Source organism: Nitrospina sp. 32_T5, from assembly GCF_052156635.1.
Classification (GTDB): Bacteria; Nitrospinota; Nitrospinia; order Nitrospinales; family Nitrospinaceae; genus Nitrospina.
The window spans coordinates 335,296-355,629 of record NZ_JBQKUO010000002.1 but is presented as its reverse complement, the minus strand read 5'-3'; the positions used below and the strand labels follow the sequence as shown (position 1 = coordinate 355,629).

At 57.2% G+C, this 20,334-nt stretch carries 16 protein-coding genes; 6 read left to right on the top strand and 10 right to left on the bottom strand.

Going from position 1 to position 20,334, the window contains the following annotated elements; genetic code table 11:
• The first annotated feature begins 70 nt into the window (after positions 1 to 70).
• The gene (locus tag ACTRW9_RS06465; protein WP_442428727.1) at positions 71 to 292 is read left to right on the top strand and encodes a DNA-directed RNA polymerase subunit omega; all 222 of its coding nucleotides are present in this window, start codon (positions 71 to 73) and stop codon (positions 290 to 292) included.
• A gap of 147 nt (positions 293 to 439) precedes the next feature.
• On the opposite strand, the gene ACTRW9_RS06460 is transcribed toward ACTRW9_RS06465, so the two are convergent.
• The 6 genes from ACTRW9_RS06460 to ACTRW9_RS06435 all read right to left on the bottom strand — a co-directional run bounded on the left by ACTRW9_RS06460 (position 440) and on the right by ACTRW9_RS06435 (position 9,027).
• Entirely contained in the window at positions 440 to 2,155 is a 1,716-nt protein-coding gene (locus tag ACTRW9_RS06460; RefSeq protein WP_442428726.1) for a c-type cytochrome, read from the bottom strand.
• Positions 2,156 to 2,215: 60 nt separating this feature from the next.
• On the bottom strand, positions 2,216 to 3,223 hold the full coding sequence (locus ACTRW9_RS06455) for a c-type cytochrome (protein WP_442428725.1): 1,008 nt from the start codon (positions 3,221 to 3,223) through the stop codon (positions 2,216 to 2,218).
• A gap of 26 nt (positions 3,224 to 3,249) precedes the next feature.
• On the bottom strand, positions 3,250 to 4,608 hold the full coding sequence (locus ACTRW9_RS06450; RefSeq protein ID WP_442428724.1) for a cytochrome C: 1,359 nt from the start codon (positions 4,606 to 4,608) through the stop codon (positions 3,250 to 3,252).
• Between the two features lie 93 nt (positions 4,609 to 4,701).
• Positions 4,702 to 6,687 (bottom strand): cytochrome ubiquinol oxidase subunit I, encoded by a 1,986-nt coding sequence (locus ACTRW9_RS06445; RefSeq protein ID WP_442428723.1) that lies wholly within the window; start codon positions 6,685 to 6,687, stop codon positions 4,702 to 4,704.
• 361 nt (positions 6,688 to 7,048) lie between these two features.
• Complete coding sequence (hisD, locus tag ACTRW9_RS06440) at positions 7,049 to 8,332, bottom strand: histidinol dehydrogenase (protein ID WP_442428722.1); 1,284 nt, start codon at positions 8,330 to 8,332, stop codon at positions 7,049 to 7,051.
• A complete protein-coding gene (locus tag ACTRW9_RS06435) occupies positions 8,329 to 9,027 on the bottom strand; it encodes a TIGR04282 family arsenosugar biosynthesis glycosyltransferase (RefSeq protein WP_442428721.1) in 699 nt (232 codons plus the stop codon). The genes hisD and ACTRW9_RS06435 overlap by 4 nt, the downstream gene beginning before the upstream one ends.
• Positions 9,028 to 9,125: 98 nt before the next feature.
• Here ACTRW9_RS06435 and waaC point away from each other — a divergent pair, with 98 nt between their 5' ends.
• From waaC to ACTRW9_RS06415, 4 genes are all read left to right on the top strand, one after another.
• On the top strand, positions 9,126 to 10,772 hold the full coding sequence (waaC, locus tag ACTRW9_RS06430) for a lipopolysaccharide heptosyltransferase I (protein ID WP_442428720.1): 1,647 nt from the start codon (positions 9,126 to 9,128) through the stop codon (positions 10,770 to 10,772).
• Positions 10,773 to 10,785: 13 nt separating this feature from the next.
• Positions 10,786 to 10,983: a Trm112 family protein gene (locus ACTRW9_RS06425; RefSeq protein ID WP_442428719.1), complete on the top strand. Its 198-nt coding sequence runs from the start codon at positions 10,786 to 10,788 to the stop codon at positions 10,981 to 10,983.
• A gap of 35 nt (positions 10,984 to 11,018) precedes the next feature.
• Positions 11,019 to 12,515, top strand: coding sequence for an aminomethyl-transferring glycine dehydrogenase subunit GcvPB (gcvPB, locus tag ACTRW9_RS06420; RefSeq protein ID WP_442426986.1), 1,497 nt, complete (start codon positions 11,019 to 11,021; stop codon positions 12,513 to 12,515).
• A 95-nt stretch (positions 12,516 to 12,610) separates the two neighbouring features.
• Positions 12,611 to 13,396 (top strand): enoyl-CoA hydratase-related protein, encoded by a 786-nt coding sequence (locus tag ACTRW9_RS06415; RefSeq protein WP_442428718.1) that lies wholly within the window; start codon positions 12,611 to 12,613, stop codon positions 13,394 to 13,396.
• A 3-nt stretch (positions 13,397 to 13,399) separates the two neighbouring features.
• Here the strand turns inward: ACTRW9_RS06415 and ACTRW9_RS06410 are convergent, their stop codons facing one another.
• The 4 genes from ACTRW9_RS06410 to ACTRW9_RS06395 form a co-directional block, all read right to left on the bottom strand.
• On the bottom strand, positions 13,400 to 14,956 hold the full coding sequence (locus ACTRW9_RS06410; protein ID WP_442428717.1) for an SLC13 family permease: 1,557 nt from the start codon (positions 14,954 to 14,956) through the stop codon (positions 13,400 to 13,402).
• 75 nt (positions 14,957 to 15,031) lie between these two features.
• Positions 15,032 to 15,916, bottom strand: coding sequence for a CoB--CoM heterodisulfide reductase iron-sulfur subunit B family protein (locus tag ACTRW9_RS06405; RefSeq protein ID WP_237100792.1), 885 nt, complete (start codon positions 15,914 to 15,916; stop codon positions 15,032 to 15,034).
• Positions 15,913 to 16,851 carry a succinate dehydrogenase/fumarate reductase iron-sulfur subunit gene (locus tag ACTRW9_RS06400; RefSeq protein WP_442426990.1) on the bottom strand — a complete coding sequence of 313 codons (939 nt, stop codon included), beginning with the start codon at positions 16,849 to 16,851 and terminating at the stop codon, positions 15,913 to 15,915. The genes ACTRW9_RS06405 and ACTRW9_RS06400 overlap by 4 nt, the downstream gene beginning before the upstream one ends.
• Positions 16,851 to 18,560, bottom strand: a complete 1,710-nt coding sequence (locus ACTRW9_RS06395) for an FAD-binding protein (RefSeq protein WP_442428716.1) — start codon at positions 18,558 to 18,560, stop codon at positions 16,851 to 16,853. Before ACTRW9_RS06395 ends, ACTRW9_RS06400 begins: the two co-directional genes overlap by 1 nt.
• Positions 18,561 to 18,924: 364 nt before the next feature.
• Here ACTRW9_RS06395 and ACTRW9_RS06390 point away from each other — a divergent pair, with 364 nt between their 5' ends.
• Positions 18,925 to 20,322 (top strand): DEAD/DEAH box helicase, encoded by a 1,398-nt coding sequence (locus tag ACTRW9_RS06390; protein WP_442428715.1) that lies wholly within the window; start codon positions 18,925 to 18,927, stop codon positions 20,320 to 20,322.
• The last annotated feature ends 12 nt before the right edge of the window (positions 20,323 to 20,334 follow it).

Here is a 20,334-nt window from a genome sequence, read left to right as displayed (position 1 = left end):
GAATACTTTGACAGGGAGTGGGGAACTCTCTAAAATTTAGGTTTTTAACGTATAAAGGTAAGGAAACCGAATGGAAGAAATTCTTGTTTTGGAAAAGAAAGCACTGGATGTGGTGAAGAGCCGGTATCTGCTGTGCATTCTGGTAGCACAGCGAATCCACCAGCTGGAAAAAGGGGCCCAACCCACGATTGAAGTGAAAAAAACCAAGTACGACAGCCCCAAAAGTTTCTACGAATTGTCCCTGCGGGAAATCATCGAAGGCAACATGGACCTCGAACAGATCAGCGCCTGAACCGTCTCGTCTCCTCCCCTGTTATTTAATTCCAGACGGCAACACCCCCCGGCCCAACCGTACCATCCCGGCTTTTACAATAATTAAGACAATAAAAAAAGGCCCGCCTTTCGGCGGGCCTTTCTGGTTTTGCGTCGTTAAAGGGAATTAATTGGCTTTCCCTTCAGCGTGCATCTGGCGGGTCCGTTTGGTCATCCGCACCAGCCAAAGCTGGAAGCCGAAGAAAACGGCAGCCATGATAGGCGGCAGCCAGATGCGCTCTGCGGGCAGAGGCGGTTCGAGAATGGTGTAAGCCCAAGTCGAAATCGCCATGTGCTCGTCATGCTCTTTATCCCGTCCTGCCCACTGCATGAAGGAGATCGGGATAAAAGATTTGGTCGGGATCTGAACATCCGTTTGATCCGGATTTTCAGTGGTCAACGACCGTTTGAACATGATTTTCACTCGGCCCTGATGGAACTTGGAATTGACAATTTCAACACCGCCGGGGGTTTCTTTTTCCTTCACATCCTCGAAACCATGGCCAACCAGTTCGACGACGCTGATATCCAGGTCGTAGCCGTCGGGGTTGGGTGCATTGGTGGCGGAGTAATTCTTCGGAAGGAATTTGGCCTTCCAGATGTCAACCGGCTTTTTGGAATCGCCGTAGATGAAATACGGTTTTTCCGCGCCGAAGAGTTCCTCCAGTTTGCCCGGCCACTGAATGGCCACGGCTTCCGGATACTCAGGATCGTCGCCCAGAAACCGCTGGTGGTACTCAACCAGGTAGTACACAGCCTGTTCCTCGGCACTCCACCGAGACATAACCCAGAGGTTGTCCACCTTCGGGTCGAAATTGCGCTTCCCGCGGGTGATCTGACCAGCCAGGGCGATGTAATGCCATTTCTGGTCGCCTTCATATCCTTCCGGGCGTTTTACAATTCTCGGATCGTGCTCCGGAGCCTGCCACATGGGATCGTTGAAATCCGTGGAGACAGGACCTTCCGTGTACTTGGAACCGATGAGGAAGTCGTTAACCGGCTTGTTGGTCAAGGCGTCGATCTTCTTCCGCGGACACAGGGAGTTGACGAAAGCAGCCAGCTTCCAGCGGTCTTCCACCGTGATCTGATCCTTGAAGTTCGGCATCGGGGTTCCGTTCAAACCGGTGGATACCGTGCGAACAACATGGAAAGGATTGTAGGGATCGCGGCGGCTGCCACGGAAGTTCCAGCACTGCGTCCAGTCGGCTGCCACGATCGGGAATCCCCAGTCATCCTTCATGGTGGGGTTACCATCACCGCGGCCTTCGCCACCGTGACATTCCCAGCACTTGTTTTTCTGGAAGATTTCCTTACCGGCATCGATGGCTTCCTGCGGAACACCCATATAGAAAGGTTCTTTAACACTCCACGGCATGGTCCCGAAGTCCTGGATTGCCAGTTCTTCAAAGTCACCGCTGAAGTCACGATCCTGAACCAGTGTTTTTACAAACTGGACAACGGATACGATTTCTTCATTGCTGAGAACCTCACCCCAGGGGGGCATGGCCGACCCGGGAAGGCCGTTTTTAACGGTATTGATCAGGTTTTCATCCAACGGCAACTCACCTGAGTCCGTGGTCCGGATTTTGAAGGTACCCTGGATGAAGTTACGCGGGCGGGTGAACAGGCGGTCCGCCGAGGGACCGTCACCGCCACCTTCCACCCCATGGCACCAGACACACCGCTTGAAATAAACCTTTTTCCCGAGTTCCAGTTTGTCTTCCTGGACCGGATCCGGCTTGCGGTAGTCTTGAGCAAAAAGGATGGAAGGCACGCTCAGGACGGCCAATGTAACTGCCGTCACCAGCCAGCGCCTAACGATCTTCTTGGAAATGCTCATCATGTTTTCCTCGTTCATGAAAGATATTTAAAACCTTGAATTTTCAATTCATTGAATGAACGGTTACTCTCCACCCTTAACCGAAGATTCGTCGTCAAACGTACGCGGATGCCAGCCTGTGTACCAGTACTCAAACAGGATGACTTTCCACATTTCTTCAGTCTTGAGGTGTTCCTCCCAAGGCGGCATCGCCGAGGACCACGGAGTGGATTCGTTCGGCAAACCAGGTCCGCCTTTCGCAACACGCCAGAACAGGAACGATTCGCGCAACATGGCGATGGTTCCCGGGTCGACGAAGTTGGCGGGAGTGGGGTTAAAAACATGGGAGAACATTCCCAAGCCGTTCAATTGATCACCGTGGCAGTAGTGGCAGTTCTGAAAAAATACCGTACCACCTTCGGTTACATACTTCATGTACTCCTGCTTGTCCGCATCCAGGAACGGGAAACTGTCCTTGTAGTTATCCTGCTCATCGATACGGAACGGGTTGGTCAAACCTTCCAACTGATAGGTCTTACCATGGACCCGGGTGGTGGCGGGCGGTGCCGGATGGACCGTCCGCAACTCTACCGGCTCCTGAAACTTCGGCAGAAGGCCGTCGTAAGTGGCAAAACCAACAAGCAGAGGCAGCGCCGTGAACACAATCAACCTGGCAATCTTGAAACCCTTGGTCTCAGCCAGAATGGTATGAACGATGGGCTGACGGAATTCCGTAAACGTCTTCGGGTCCTGGGAAATGTACAAAAACGTACCGATCGTCCACAGCATCATGTAGGTGATCAGCAGCGTCCAGGGGATCGGCGGATACAGAATGAATTTGTAAAAATACAAACCCGCAAGCCAAACGACAGCTGCGTTCATAAACATCGGCGGCTTCAGCTTTAAAATGAGGTTGAAGGCCACAAAGTAAAGCATGAGGATGCCGAAGCCGGAGTACCGGTTCTGGATGATGTAATGGAACCAGCCGGATTCCCCGGATTTAAACCAGGGCAACAGGGCATAGTGAAACACAGCCCAGCCCACGGCGTATAAAACCAAACCTATTACTACGTTTCTAACACCTTGATTCATTGAAATCCTCCCGATTTCCTCCAGGATTAACCTTCAGGTTCCGTGTTGGCGATAAAGTCCACCAACTTATCGAGAGCCTGGACCGACAGCTTCTGGCCAAAATCCTGAGGCATGACGCCATCCGGATACGGCTCGCCGGCTTCCTCATTAAACACGACATACGCACTCGGGTTGAGGATCGACTCTTTGGTGTACTCATGTGCAGTCTTGGCTTTCCCCTTGTAGTTCGGGTCCTTCAAACGTTTCGGGGTATTCACCTTTTCGTACAGAGGCGGTCCCAACTCACCCACAGCACCCGGAATTCCCGGAATCTTGTGGCAGAGCGGGCAACCCAGCGTATTGATGATCTCCTCAATAGGCTCGTTACCGGTCACAAAGACAGGCCGTTCCTCATCATCACCACCGCCCGACTCCTCTTCCTGAGCGGCATTATCTTCCGGTGAAGGCAAGGGAACCGTAACCTTCGCGAAGTCTCCGGGGGTGTCCTTCGCCTGCATCCAGGCCACAACCGCGTTCAACTCAATACGGCTCAAGCTGATCGGCGGCTTGTGGATGATCGGCATCGGGCTGACCGTGTCACCCGCCTTACCGAATCCTTCAACCACGTAACAGGACGGACACATCAAAGACTCACGCAGGTAATCCTCACCGGCGAGCTCATAGGGGCCACTGCGGCGATATTCTTCAGGAATCTCTTCAGGTTTGCCCTTGATGATTCCGGAAGCCTGATCCTTCTCACCGACCTTGATCGGAGAGTTTAGGTAACGGTCTTCCTTGACCCGCGAGTGACTCCGTTCCTCAACCCCGAACAAATTCGGGCAGCGACCCATATGGTCACCCGGATCGAAGCTGTGGCACAGGGGGCACTGGCCTTTACCAATTGCCTTCTGACCGGCCACCTGTTTTGCACCAAAAACAATCACGCGACCCAGCTCGGTGTATTCTTCCATGGTCATCTCACCGGTCAGCTCGATACCCCCCTTGGGCGGGGGATCACTGCGCTGCTGCGGCAACCAGTTGGTGTAACCCGCCAGCAGAATGGAAACGACCGCGAAAAAATAGCCGGCCCGAATCAGAGGCTCGGACTGGCTTTCGATATCTTCGCTTTTAAAGAAATATCCCCAAACCAGGAGCAGGAGCAGAACCACCGGCAACTGTCTGAAGAAAAAGAAAAACATCTGGTCGCGCTGAACCAGAGTGAACATATGGACGGTCATCACAAAGATAACGACCAAAAATACGCCAAACACCACGCCCCACTTCGTCGTATTCACTTCCTCTTTCGCCCGGCAGATCTGGACGATGGAATTGAACACATACAGAGCGAAGATGGTGCACATCATTGTGAGAAAAGACCACAAAATATCGTGCTGCTCTGGAAGCATCCCTTTCTCCTCTCCTCGGCTAATACAAGACTAAAAACTTAAGTTAAATTCCAAACAAGCCGCCAGCCCGGAGGCTGGCGGCTCATCTATTTCTTACTGTTGCTGTTGAGCAGGTACCGGAACCCCTTCGGGAACCTCAGCGGCTTTCTTCTTACCAGCCAAGCCACCTACCCAGAAAACAACCACGAACTGCACCCACACAAACAGGGCGTTGAACGTGAGGATTTTACCCGCCTCACCAATGGTCAGGGTGTAAGCATCCACCGAGTTATCACGCAGAACCTCGGTGACATGCCAGAACAACCGAACCGCAGAGCGGATATAACCCATGAGGCCCATCAGCCAGGTAAAGGAGATCGCCATCAGGAGAATGGCGTAGGTGCCCACTTTCGACTGGGTACCCCACTCAATCTCACCGAACGACTCCGCATCCTTGAACATGGAGATATTGATGGCCGTGCCAACGAACAGAGTCGTCAGGGTAGTGGTTACCTGAGGAACGGAAAGACCCACGCGCTGGTTGGCGGGCAGGAAGTAACCGTACACACCGAGGAACACGATATTGATGGCCGCGCCGATGAAAATGGCGGTCAGCCAGCAGTTCCCGATGGTCGCCCAGGGCACCACGATCCTCTTATTAGACCGTTGATACAACAGGAAACAAAGAACCGTACAGGTGATCATCAGGTTCACCGCGGTGTTCTTTGCAGACATAACACCAAAGTGACCGACAATCGGATGCTGCGCGCCACCCATCGCTTTCAGCTCAGCCGGCGTCATAACGATGGTGTGCGGGGTCATCCACGCCGTGAAGCAGAGGATCAACAGCAGAACCATGTACTTGCAGTACTTCATGTAACGATGCGATCCCTTAACGCGGGACATCGAGTTATGCAGGTAGGAGTTCGCACCGAAGAACAGCAGACCGATCATGACGGCCTGAATGATGAACAGCCAGGCCATGATGCCGCCCATCAGGGTGATGCCCATCTGCTGACGGAACGCATACACCTCTTTCATCAGCCAGTACCCTGCGAAAGGCAGCGGGATCAGGCCGAAGATGGCGATGAACATGGCGATGTAGCACACCCAGTCGTAATGGGCTTTCTCTTCGGGGGTTTTCGCCTTCAGGTAATGATACGCGGCATAAGCACCAACGATACCACCACCGAAAACGATGTTACCCAGGATGCGATGCACACCAACCGGATTCCACAGCGTGGAGTGAATGGCGTGCCAGATGTTACCCAGGAAGCGTCCCTGCTCGTCGATACCGCCCGGCGCCTGCATGAAGGTCGCCCAGCTGTTCGCCAGGTACATCAGAATCGTACCGATGAGGTTCAGCAGAACCGACAGGGAGCAGTGAATCCACTTCAGGAACGGATCCTGACTCATCTTGTCCCAGCCATAGTAGTACACGTAAAGAACGCCGGACTCCGCCAGGAACATCAGCGCGTAAACGTGCATGACGGGGCGGAAGATGCTGGCCATGTACTTGAAGAAACCCGGGAACAGGGTGATGAAGGAGAACAGCAGAATACCACCGAGGATCGCCGTCCAGGAATACGCAGTCAGCGAAACCTTCATCAGGTCGTGAGCCAGCCGGTCATACTTGGCAGAAAGGACCGGATCGTTTTCCTTGGTACGAATACCAATGAACTCGATGAGCATACAAAAAATCGGAACCGCCAACACGAAGCTACCGAAATACAGGTGCTGCTGGTTGGCAATCCAGATCAGGATGCGGCTGGGAACAAAAGAATAACTATCGTAGTCATTCGGCCCCAACTCAGGAGCAGGCGCGCCGCTTACCGGACCTTTGAGCGGATTTCCCTCCCAGTCCTTGTAAAACACGTCCTGACTCCACTCAACTTCCGGCGCACCTGAACCCTCTTCACCGGCGGCCTCTTCGTCAGCCAATACTTCCTTGGCAAACGCTTCCTCAGCAAAAACCTGCTCAGCAAACGCCTCCTTGGCCTGGGCCTGATCAACAAATACCGCGGGAAGAGCAAACAAGGTGAACGCCAGAACCAGTGCCAGGGACAGCACTTTGGAATTTCTAGCCTCTGCGTTGAACATCGTCTAACCTCCTTAAGGAAAGATCCGGTATCCTAAAAGAAAAACAATAACTTGGATAATGCTTCTATATTCAAAAACTTCTTCACAATTCCTTTATTTTCGGGCACGTTCGGCTCCTGTAACTACGACAGATTCCGCCAACCACCAGACGTTCACAGGATGCATTTTTGAAGCCTTTTTCACGCCATCAAGTCACTACCGCCAACCTAAATGCTTGATTTCAATAACCTTTATATAATAAGGCCTTAGGGCAAATAGGGGCACTTGGACATAATAAGACGCCGATTTTTAACATGGCTAATTGGGGTTGTCAAGAAAATTCTAATTTTTTGTTTTTAAGGGTTTCCGGGGGTTTAACCCCTTATGAAATCCGGATTTTCACCGCCCTGGAATGTGCCTCGAGAGACTCCATTTCGGCCAGTACGCTACAGGCCTGCCCTACACGGTCCAATTCCTCCTTATTATAAGAAATCAGGCTCGTTCGTTTTATGAAGTCGTATACGCCTAAGGGCGAGGAAAAACGGGCGGTTCCACTGGTCGGAAGCACGTGGTTGGGGCCCGCCAGGTAATCGCCGATGGCTTCCGGGGTGTAGTGGCCCATAAACACGGCCCCGGCGTTTCGAATCCGTTTCACCATCTCATGGGGATTGTCCACCGCCAGTTCCAGGTGTTCGGGGGCCACCCGGTTGGCCAGGTCCACCGCTTCGTCCAGCGTGCGGGTGACGATGAGCAGGCATTTGTTTTCAAGCGACGCATCCACAATGCCTTTGCGGCCCAATTCCGCCTTCTGACGGATGATTTCGTCGCGCGTCGCCTCGGCCAGCGCCTCGGACGGTGTCACCAGGATCGGCACGGCGTCTTCGTCGTGCTCTGCCTGCGACAGCAGGTCGGCGGCGATGAAGTCGGCACGCGCCGTGTCGTCCGCCAAAACCAGGATCTCGCTCGGGCCGGCGATCATGTCGATATCGACAAGCCCGAACACCAGCCGCTTCGCGAGGGCGACATAAATATTGCCCGGACCGACAATTTTATCGACCCGCGGAATAACTCGGGTTCCCAGCGCCAGGGCCGCAACCGCCTGCGCGCCGCCCACCTTGTAGACCTCATCCACCCCGGCGATGTCCGCCGCCACCAGGCAGTGCGGGCTCACTTCTCCCCGCGGCGTGGGACTGACCATGACAATACGCTCGACCCCCGCCACGCGTGCGGGAATCACATTCATCAACACGGAAGACGGGTACGACGCCTTCCCTCCCGGAACGTACACCCCCACCGTCTCCAGCGGTCGGATCATCTGCCCCAAGTACACTTCGCCTTCCTTGTATTCCCAGGAATGCTGAACCTGCTTCTGGTGGTAACGCTCGATGTTGTCCGCCGCGAGCTTCAGCGCTTCCAGTTCTTCGAGCTTGACGGCATCGTAGGCCTGCTGGATTTCTTCTTTCGTGGCACGCAGGTCCTCCACGCTGTATTCGGTATGATCGAACTGGTTGGTGAGGGCGACCACCGCGGCATCGCCTTCTTTCTTCACACGTTCAATGATGTCGCGCACCGCTTGGTCCTGGGTGGAAAAATCCACGTCGCAACGGTTCACCAGACGCTCGATTTCTTCCCGGTAATCGGGATCGGAAAATTTCAATAACCTCATACGGCAGATTCCCAGTTCAAATTCAATTGTTGAAGAAAGCTCAGGGTGTCGGTGTGTTCCTCGAGCCCCGTATGCTGAAGGTATTCAAGGTGTGTTTTGAGAAACCGCAAATCTTCAGGACGGTCGACATCATACCACACGGGCAGGAGCAACAATGTGTTGCGGGCCTGCTTCACCCGCTCCAGCGTGGCGGTCAGAACGTGCTCGGATCCCCACTCGACCCCCTCGAACACGTCGGTCACTTTGCGGTGCATGCCGATCAGGTAATAACCGCCGTCGGTACACGGTCCAAGCGTCATGTCCCGATCGGTGTCGAGCGCCTGCCGGATATACGGCAGGGGCAGAGTCGGGCTGTCGGACCCGATGATCACCACCGTCTGGTACCCCTCGGCGAACCTCTGTTCAAACGCGTTCCGCATGCGTGCTCCCAGGTGTTCCCCTGCCTGTTCGAACAGGCGCACCTGGCCGGATTTTTCCACCCTGTCGAAAAACCCGGACTGATGAGCAGGATGAATGCCAACGAACCGGTCCACGCCTTCCACCGCACACACGTTGTGCAGGCTGTCTTCCAGAATATGACAATACAACCGGTAGGTGGTGTCGGTGTCCAGCCAGGTCTGCATGCGGGTTTTCACCTTTCCCGCCTGCGGGTCCCTGGCGAAAAGAATGAGTGCCTGTTTGCCGGAAACTCCCACTTCTCAAGGCCTTTCGCAACTGACAAAAGAATTGACTCCCCCCAGCAATGCCCATAGACTTGGAAACCATTGAAACGCAACACAAATTGGACTTGCTGATGGAATTTGAAATCGCGGTATTGTACTGGATCAAGCAGAATTTGCAATTTTCGACATTGGACTCTTTCGTCGTCGCTGTGAATGACAAGAGGGTCTATCTGCTTCCCGGTCTGGTTGCCGCGGGCGCCCTGGTTTATCTCAAAAAAGCAAAGGCCCTGTATTATATTTTGACAGCGGCGTTAACGGTTCTGCTTACGGATTTTCTGGTCCACGAGGTTTTGAAGCCGGTGTTCGCCCGCCCCCGGCCCTGCCACGACCTGGAATTCCTGACACCGCTGATTTTCTGTTCGAATTCCTATTCCCTTCCCTCGTCGCAGGCGGCCAACCTGTTCGCATTCGCCACCATCACCAGCTGCTATTTCCGCCGCGCCGCGGTGCCGGTATTTCTATTCGCGCTGGGCGGGTGCATCAGCAAACTGTATCAGGGCGTGCACTATCCCAGCGACGTGCTGATGGGGATGGGGGTGGGAACGGTCATGGCTTTTTCCATTTACAAATTCGCTCCCAAAAACTGGAACCTGGCACCGGAAGTCCTGCCGCTCAACGGGCCGGGCTGGAACATCCGGCGCATCCTGCTGGTACGCCTGAGTTCACTGGGCGACGTGGTGCACACCCTGCCCGCCCTCCGCACGCTGCGCCAGACGTTTCCCAACGCACACATCACCTGGGTGGTGGAGGAAAAGTTTTCGGACGTTCTCGAAGGCAACCCGGACCTCGATGAGGTGCTGGTGGTGCGCACCCGCGAATGGAGAAAGAACCTCACCCCCGCGACCCTGATGGAAATGCGATCCTTTTACCGCGAACTGCGCGGGCACAACTTCGATCTCGCCATCGACATCCAGGGGCTCATCAAAACCGGGGTGCTGGCGGCACTATCCGGCGCGCCGCTCCGGGTCGGCTTCGACCGCACCGACTGCCGCGAGCAGTGGAACGCGCTCTTCACCAACATCAAGGTTCCGGCCGTGGGACGCACCATCCACGTTGTCGATAAAAACCTGTCGATGATCCGCGCACTCGGCGCCCGGGACCTGTCACAGGAGTTCGTGGTGCGGATTCCTGAAGCCGCCCAGGGTCAGGCGCAGGAGTTTTTCGACCGGAATCCGGACCTCGGTACGCGGCCGGTGGTGGTGCTCCATTCCGGGGTCGGTTACAAGACCAAACAGTGGGAACTCGATCGTTTTGCCCAATTGGGCGACCGTATTCACAACGAACTGGGGGCCCACATCCTGCTCACCTGGGGGCCCGGTGAAAAGGGGAAAGTCGACCGTCTGGCTTCCCATATGAAACAACCGCACTGGGTGGCGCCTCCCAGCAGCCTGCACCAGAGCATGGCGTTGTTCGACCGCGCCAGCCTGTTCGTCGGCGGCGACACGGGAACCCTGCATCTGTGCGTGGCGCTGGGGATTCCCACTGTGTCCTTGTTTGGACCCACCGATCCTGTTTATAATGGACCCTACGGCTCACATCACAAGGTGATCGTCAAAAAACTGCATTGCAGTTACTGCTACAAGCGAACGTGCCCCACCCATAACGAATGCATGGAAGGCATATCGGTTGATGAAGTCTTCGAAACGGTGCGCGCCTGCCTGAATGGCAGTTCCCATCCGGCTCCACCCAGGACTCCAGACGGAATGCGGGTGGACTGAACCTGGAATACTCATGGCTTTTGACAAAGAATTGCTCGATTTTCTGGTTTGTCCCCAGTGCAAGGGAGACCTGCAGCTGTCGCCAAATGAAGATGGCTTGCTCTGCGGCGCCTGCAAGCTGAAATTCCCCATTCGCGACGGCATTCCCATCATGCTCATGAACGAGGCGGAGGACACCAGCAAGGCGGACGACACCCAGTCAGCAATCTGACCCATTTCAATATAAATACCAAAAAAAGGAATTTCATGGCACACGTGGAAGAAAGCAAAACCGGCATCAAAGGACTGGTGTTCGAGGAACCCCCGGTATTCGAACTGGGCTCCCCCGGACGGAGGGCCTATTCCCTGCCATCCAGCACCATCCCGGAAGTGGAACTGCAAACCCTTCTGCCGCCGGAGGAACTCCGCGAGCCCATTGATCATTTGCCCGAGTTGTCGGAACTCGACGTGGTGCGCCACTACACGCGTCTGTCTCAGTGGAATTTCAGCATCGACAGCGCGTTCTATCCGCTCGGCTCGTGCACCATGAAATACAACCCGAAGATCAACGAAGACATGGCCCGCCTGCCGGGATTCGCGCAGAACCATCCCTATGCGCCGGAGTCCCTGTCCCAGGGAAGCCTGCGTCTCCTGCACGAGCTTCAGGAGTTTCTGCAGGAAGTCAGCGGCATGGACGCGGTCAGCCTGCAACCGGCCGCGGGCGCCCATGGCGAGATGACCGGCATGCTCACCATCCGCGCCTACCACCAGGCTAAAGGCAAACAGCGGAGCAAGGTGCTGATGCCCGACTCGGCGCACGGCACCAATCCCGCCAGTTGCACCCTGTGCGGTTATGACGTCGTGCACATCCCCTCCAATGCGGAAGGGTTGATCGATATCGACAAACTGCGCAACCTGATGGACGAGGACACCGCCGCCATCATGCTGACCAATCCCAACACGCTGGGCATGTTCGAAAAAGACATTCTGGAAATCACCGAGATCGTGCACGGCAAGGGTGGCCTCGTCTATTGCGACGGCGCGAACCTCAACGCGCTGATGGGCGTCTGCAAGGTCGCCACCATGGGTGTGGACGTGCTCCACTTCAATCTGCACAAAACGTTCTCCACCCCGCACGGCGGAGGCGGACCGGGCGCCGGGCCCGTCGGCGTCAAAAAGATTCTGGAGCCTTATCTTCCCGTGCCACGCATCGTGAACGACAACGGGCAGTTTTCGCTCGACTACGACCAGCCGGAAAGCGTCGGCAAGGTGCGCGCTTTCTACGGGAACTTCGGCATCCTGCTCCGCGCGTATGTTTACATCCGCACACTCGGACCCGACGGCCTGCGCCAGGCCTGCGAGTCGGCGGTGTTGAACGCCAACTACATCAAGGCGCGGCTCAGGGACACCTACTTCCTGCCCTACCCCGGACCCAGCCTGCACGAGTGCGTGTTCAACGACAAGAACCAGCTCAAGCAGAACGTGAAGACCATGGACATCGCCAAGGCGCTCATCGACAAGGGATTCCACCCGCCGACGGTGTACTTCCCGCTGATCGTCAAGGGGGCGCTCATGGTGGAACCGACCGAGACCGAGTCCAAAGAGACCCTCGATGACTTCATCCAGGCGATGAAAGAGATCGCCAAACAGGCGGAGAACGACGCCGAAAGTTTCCACGACGCGCCGTATCTCTCCAAGGTGTCGCGCCCGGACGAAGCTCGCGCCGCGCGCCATCCCAAACTGCGCTGGAAACCGGCGTCCTGATACGGGACGTTTTCCCTCCCGGCTCCATTATTGAATTTCTCCCTCTTGCGATATAATGCCTGAAGCAGGCGGGAACCTTTTTTCAGGGGGCGCTCATGAACGACACCACGCATCTGTCGCAGGTGGTCGAAGACGGCACCGCCGTTCTGACCCTCCACCACCCCCCGGTGAACGCGCTCAGCCGTTCCGTTCTCGACGAACTGGCCTGCCGCATCCAGCACCTCGCAGGCGACATCGACATCTGCACCGTGGTGATCCACAGCGCGCTCCCCAAATTCTTTTCCGCCGGGGCGAACATCCGGGAACTCGCCGCCATCCGCAACTCCAATGAAGGACGCGCCTACGCCGAACGCGGCCAGGCGGTCCTGCACCAGATCGAGCACCTGCCGAAACCCGTCATCGCCGCCATTGACGGCGTCTGCCTGGGTGGAGGATTGGAACTGGCGCTGGCCTGTCCGTTGCGCATCGCCACCACCGCCTCCCGGCTCGGCCTGCCGGAGGTGAACCTGGGCCTGCTTCCCGGATTCGGCGGCACGGTGCGCCTGTCACGCATCCTGGGGGTGACGCAGGCGATGAACATGATATTGCTGGCCAAGGAAATCGACGGCGCGGAGGCGTCGCGTCTCGGCATCGTGCACCAGGTGGTGAAACCCGGCGCGGCGCTGGAGACGGCGCTTGAACTGGCCCGTCAGGTGCAGGGAAAAAGCAAGGGGTCGGTGAACGCCATCCTCGCCACCCTGCTCCCCCGCGACGACGAACTGGAAAAACACGCGTTCGAAAAAGAAGCGCGCCTGTTTGGTGCGAGATTCGATACAGAAGATGCAAAGGAAGGCATCCGTGCGTTCCTGGAAAAACGCGTGCCCAAATTCACCGGACGGTAGAGTTCAGCCGATCCATCCCCGCACCACCCACACCATCCAGACCGTCACCAGCCCCGCTCCCAGCAGGTTGAGGAAGAACCCGACCCTGGCCATTTTGGGAATCGTCACCCAGCCGCTTCCGAACACGATGGCGTTGGGCGGCGTTGCCACCGGCATCATGAACGCGAACGACGCCGACAGCGTGACCGGGATCAGGAGAAGCAGGGGATGGTACGGCATGGCCACCGCGGCCCCGGCAATGACGGGGAGGATCATGGTCGCGGTCGCCGTGTTGGAAGTGAACTCGGTGAGGAAGGTGATGCCGAGGCACAAAACGAGAACCAGGCCCCAGAGAGAAAGCATGCCGTTGCCCGCCGCAATGCGTTCGCCGATCCACAGGTCGAGCCCGGTTTCACGGAAACCCGCGGCGAGCGCAAAGCCGCCGCCGAACAACAGCAGGATGCCCCATGGCACACCCTCCTGTACGGTTTTCCAGTCGAGCGCAAAGAACTCCCGCCGCTCGCCCAGCATCATGCCGCCGGGAAAACCAATGGGCACAATCATGAGAACCAGTCCCATCAGGATCGCCACGGTCGCATCATGAAGGTAAAACGACCACGGAAACGCCTCCGACCAGCCGGGAATACTGAGTGCACCCACGGCAAGGGGCTTGCGGAAGATCCACAGAAAAGCCGCCGTCACAAACACCACGCCGACGAACTTTTCCGCACGGCTCATGGGTCCGAGCGATTCCAGTTCGCGGTCGATCACGCTCTTCGTTCCGTCCTCCACCTGAAATTGAAATATGGAAACGCCCGTTGCGAAACGGCACAGGTAAAACCACACCAGCGGCAGGAATACGATGACCACCGGCAGGGCGTACCCCATCCAGCCGGTGAAGGTGATGTCGGGTTCTTCCGGGAAACTGTTCTTGTAAAACCCGGCGAAAACGATGTTGGGCGGTGTCCCGATGAGCGTCCCCACCCCGCCGATGCTCGCCGCGTAAGCCAGTCCCAGCATGAGCACCAGCCCGAACTGCTTTTCAATGACGGCGGGATCGACCGCGTCTCCGTTGCTCGCTCGTGTCTGCACGGCAATCTGTTGCACCACCGCCATGCCGACGGGGAGCATCATCATCGTCGTCGCGGTGTTGGAAATCCACATGGAAAGAAACGCGGTCGCCACCATGAAGCCGAGCACGATGCGGCTGGGGCTGCCGCCGATGGCGCGGATGATGACCAGCGCGATGCGCTTGTGCAGGTTCCAGCGCTCCATCGCCAGCGCAATCATGAATCCACCCATGAACAGGAACACGAGGTGGTTGGCGTAATGCGGGGCGACATCCTTGCTGGGCAGGATACCGAGCAGGGGATACAGCACGAGAGGAATGAGCGCCGTGGCGGGAATGGGGATGGCCTCGCCGATCCAGAGGACGGCCATGAGGAACGTCACCGCCACCATTTTCTGTGAGTCGGCACTCAGCCCGGCAAGGGGCGGACTCGCCACCAGCAAACCGAACAGGAACAGGCCGCCTGCCATCAACGCCAGTTTTTTGCGGATCAGGAATTTTTCCGTAAACATCGCACACCCAGTGTAACAGGGCGCACGCATCCATCAAATCGGATTATTAAATGTATAGATTTTGGAGGGGCCCGTTCAGGCGTGCTGCTTGAGGATGCGGTCGATGCCCGCGGTGGAGACGATGTGCGTGTCCATGCCGATCTCCTCCGGCGAGAACCCGAGCGCCAGCGCCACCAGCTGCGGCAGGTGCAGGATCGGCATCACGTAGCCGGCCTCGCGCAGGTTGTCGATTTCCGGCTGGTAGGAGTCGAGGCTCAGGTGGCACAGCGGACAGCCGGTAACGACCACGTCCGCCCCCTGCTGCGCGGCGTCGATGAGCGCGTTGCCCGCCATTTCGTGCGAGGCTTCCTTGTTCATCATGATGATGGGGAAACCGCAACACTTGATGCGGTTGTCGTAATACACCGGCGTCGCCCCGAGGATTTCAAACAACTCTTCCAGCTCCGTCGGGTTGTCCGGGTCGTCGTACTCGGAAAGTTCGGACGGGCGCAGCACGTAACAGCCGTAGAACGCCGCGGCCTTGAGGCCGGTGAGCGGACGCTTGATCTTCTCGCGCAGGCGTTTTTTGCCTTCCTCGGTTGCGAGGATGTTGGAGAAGTGCTTGATCTGAATCTTGTCGCCCTGGTACTGGTGGCCGCCTTCTTTCAGGATGTAGTTGATGCGATCCTTGTATTCGCCGCCATCGTTCAGGTTGCACTCGGATTTCTTCAGGTTGCCCTGGCAGGTGGAACAGATGGTGACGAGGTCCAGTCCCTGCTCTTCGGCGATGGCGAAGGTGCGCGCATTGAGGGCGTCGGTGAGGGTCGGGTTCTTTTCCGAGAGCACACCCGCGCCACAGCAGGCGGCGCTTTTCATTTCCACGTATTCGATACCCAGCGCCTGGGCGGATTTCGTCGTGGCCAGCATCAACTCGCGGGTCGCGCCTTTCGACACGCACCCGGTGAACAGTGCAAACTTCATTCTCCCAACTCCTCGAAGATACGCTTCACGTCTTTCTGGTCATCGATCGAACGATGGATGATCGGCGGCACCTTGCCCTTGAGCACCATGCGCAGGCCGACGGGCAGAAGGTCCATGAGGCCCTTGATGTTGAAATAGCCGACCGATTCGACGGGCAGGGTGTTTTCGTTCAGCCGCCCGCTGTGCTTGATCGATTTCGCGAACGACAACGCGTGCCGCGCGCCGTTGTTGTTGGTCACGCCTTCGTCCAGCGCCACCTTCATTAATTCTTTAATCCGGTAAAACGGCCGCGCCGGTTTCGGACAGCGTTCCACGCATTCCGCACAGTGGGTGCAGTCCCAGATGCCGCCCGGCTTGCTGAGCTCCTTGATGCGTTCCTTCCTGGCCTGGTCGCGCGAGTCGTCCACAAAGCGCTGGGCCTTGGCGAGTGCCGCCGGACCGAGGAAATTGTCATCCACCTCCAGCATGTTGCAGTCGGAGTAACAGTTGCCGCACATGATGCAGGTGCTGGTGTCGTCGAGCAGTTTGAACTGCTCGGGGCTCATGCGGTGTTCTTTTTCCGGCGGTTTCTCGTTGTTTTCGAGATACGGTTTGACCGCGTCGATCTTGTCCCAGAACGGTTTGAAATCCACCACCAGGTCCTTGATCGGTTTCATGTTGCCGAGCGGCTCGATGGTGACCTTGCCGTCTTTCAACAGGTGCGCGGCCTGGCGCTGGCAGGCCAGCACGGCGCGTCCGTTCGCCTTCATGCCGCAGGAGCCGCAGATGGCGCTCCGGCAGGACATTCGGTAGGTCAACGTGCCGTCCTGGGTCCACTTGATGTGGTTCATGCAGTCCAGCAGGGTCGCCCCTTCCGGAAAATCGTATTCGAATTCCTCGTAATACGGTTCGGCCTGCTTTTCCGGATTGAACCGCTTGATGCGAAAAGTAGCCATCAGTACGTTCTTTCCTTCGGTTGAAATCGAGTGATGACGACCGGCTTGGTTTTCAGATCCAGGCCGCCGTTCTGTGCATAGACCAGTGTGTGGTGCAGGTATTTTTCGTCGTCGCGTTTGGGAAAGTCGGTGCGGTAATGTCCGCCGCGGCTTTCTTTCCGGTTCAACGCGGCGGTGGCGATGATCTCCGCCATCATCAACATATTGCCCAGTTCGATGATCTCATACAACTCGGAATTGAAAATCTTGCCCTTGTCGGTGACCTTGCCTTTTTTGAACCGCACCTGGAGCGCGCGCATGGAATCGACGCATTCCTTCAGGTTTTCTTCATTTCGGAACACGCCGCACAGACGCATCATGGTCTGTTTCATTTCGTTACGGACATCATTGTAGCTTTCCGTGCCATCACGTTGGAAGATTTCCTCGATGGATTTGAGCACGCGGGCTTTTTCCTGCCCTTCGTTGACCTGACCAAACGTGGCTCCACGGCCATATTCCAGCGCGGAGCGTCCCGCACGTTCTCCAAAGACGGTGGCATCCAGAAGGGAATTGGTACCCAGCCGGTTGGCGCCGTGAACGGAGACGCAGGCGCACTCGCCCGCAGCGAAGAATCCTTCCACCGCGGTGCCGTCTCCATCGCGCACCACCTGACCATGGATGTTGGTCGGGATGCCGCCCATCGAGTAATGCGCCGACGGCTGGATCGGCAACGGATCCTTCACACAATCGACGCCGATGAAATCGATGCCCAGCTGCCGGATCTGCGGCAGGCGTTCCATGATGCGTTTTTCGCCGAGGTGCCGCAGGTCGAGGTGGATGAAATCCTCGCCGTTGACGCCGCGGCCTTCGTCGATCTCGCTCTGCTCGGCGCGCGCCACGATGTCGCGCGGCGCCAGTTCCATGCGCGACGGTGCGTATTTCTCCATGAAACGGTCACCGGCTCCATTCAGCAGGTATCCCCCCTCTCCCCGTGCTGCTTCTGAAAACAGAATGCCCTGCCGCCACAACCCGGACGGATGAAACTGCACGAACTCCGGGTCCTCCAGAGGCAGTCCCGCGCGGATGGCGGAAATGGCGCCGTCCGCCGTGCTGGCGAATGCGTTGGTGGTGATCTGGAACACGCGGCCGTAACCGCCGGTGGCCATGACGACCGCCTTCGCCTGGATCACTTCCACTTCACCCGTACGGATGTCGCTGACCACCACACCCTGGCAACGGTTGTCCTGGATGATCAGCTCGTGGAAATACCACTCGGAATAAATCTTGATCGATTTGCTGTTTTTGAGAACCTGTTCGTGCAGGGCGTGCAGGATGGCGTGTCCGGTGCGGTCTGCGGAGAAACAGGCGCGCGGTTTGGAGTGCCCGCCGAAACTGCGCTGGGCGATGCGCCCGTCTTCCATCCGGCTGAACACGCAACCGAAATGTTCCAGTTCGTAGATGACACGCGAGGCGGACTTGCAGTATTCCTCCACCGCATCCTGGTCGTTCAGGTAATCCCCGCCCTTGACGGTGTCGAACATGTGCTCTTCCCAGGAATCGTCCTCGGAGTTGGCCAGCGCGGCGGCAATGCCGCCCTGCGCGGCGCCGCTGTGCGACCGCGAAGGATAGACCTTGCTGAGAATACCGACATCCAGTTCCTTGCACACTTCCAGGGCGGCGCGCATTCCCGCCAGGCCCGCCCCCACTATCAATACGTCGTGCTTAATCAATCGCCACCTGCTTGTTTCGAAATAGAGTTAACTGTTTGATTTATATAGAATCCATAACGCTGTCCGGTCCGAATACAGACCCGGCGGGGGTGCCCCCGGCGAAGCATTCCATGGGCGAGATGTGTCGCAACCTGTCAGGGAAGCCGTTAAAATAGAAGGGGCATTGAACCACCAACCCGAAGGGGTTGTCAAGAAAAATGAGGTAATGGTTTGCAAACCCCAATAGCTGGTATATACTAGCGCAACTTGTAAAAAATCAATACCTCGTGCCGAAGTCCGCAATCTGCGGACCATCCTGAAATCGATCCCGTGCGAACCGCCTTACGGCCTCCTCCACTGGTGAACCGGAAAACAAAATACCACTATGGAACAAGTTGAATTCGAAAGCCTCCTTTTGCCTGAGGAGGTCATGGAGGGAATCCGCAGTGCCGGGTTCCAGCACTGCACCCCCATCCAGGCGAAAACCCTTCCCCACGCACTCGAAGGCAAAGACGTCGCCGGACAGGCGCAGACCGGCACCGGAAAAACCGCCGCCTTTCTGATCGCGCTGTTCACCAAACTGCTGCGGACGCCGAAACCCGAACAGAAAGGCAACACCTGGGTGGCGCCACGGGGACTCGTCATCGCGCCGACGCGCGAACTCGCCATCCAGATCGAACGCGACGCCCACGAACTGGGCCAGCACACGGGATTCCGCACCGTCTGCATCTACGGCGGTGTCGATTACGACAAGCAGAGGGAAGAAATCAGGAAAGGCGTGGACCTGCTCATCGTCACGCCGGGCCGCCTGATCGATTTTTACAAACAGAAATTCTTCAGCCTGAAATCCGTCGAGGTGCTGGTCATCGACGAAGCCGACCGCATGTTCGACATGGGTTTCATCAAGGACCTGCGCTACATTCTGCGCAACATTTCGCCTTACAACAAACGCCAGTCGATGCTGTTCTCGGCGACGCTGAACCACCGCGTCATGGAACTGTGCTACGAGCACATGAACGATCCGATCCCGGTGCGCATCGAGCCGGAAAAACTGGTGGTGGACAAGGTGGACCAGAAGATGTACCACGTCGGTTCGCACGAGAAATTCAGCCTGCTTCTGGGCCTGCTCAAGCAGGAACAGGGTGACAAGGTCATCATCTTCACCAACACCAAGGCGGAGGCGGAAAACCTGGAGTTGCGCCTGCAGCACAACGGTTACAACGCTGCGCAGATTTCCGGCGACCTGCCGCAGAAAAAACGCATCAAGACGCTGGAAAAATTCACCGAAGGCGAACTCAACATCCTGATCGCCACCGATGTCGCCTCGCGCGGACTGCACATCGACGACATCACCCACGTCATCAACTACGACCTGCCGCAGGACCCGGAGGACTACATCCACCGCATCGGCAGAACGGCGCGGGCGGGCAAGCGCGGCGACGCCATCAGCCTCGCCTGCGAGGAGTACGTGGACAACCTGGTGCGCATCGAGGAGACGTTGACGGTGAAGATTCCCGTCGAGTGGCCGGAAGAAGAGATGTTCGAGGAAGAGCTGCCAGGCACCCCGCCCCGGCGCAAGCCGAGACCGTTCGGGCAGAGACGCCCCGGCGGCGGCTCCGGTCCGGCCCGCAACGGACGTCCCCCGCGCCGCAGTGGAAGCGGCGGAGGGGGAGGCAATCGCGGCAGTGGAGGCAGCGGCGGCGGCAACCGGTCGCGCGGCCGCAGGGCATCCAACCCCCGGCGCCGAAGCGGTCCCAACCCCTCCAGCTCGTCCACGAGTTAGTTCTCTCTCCAC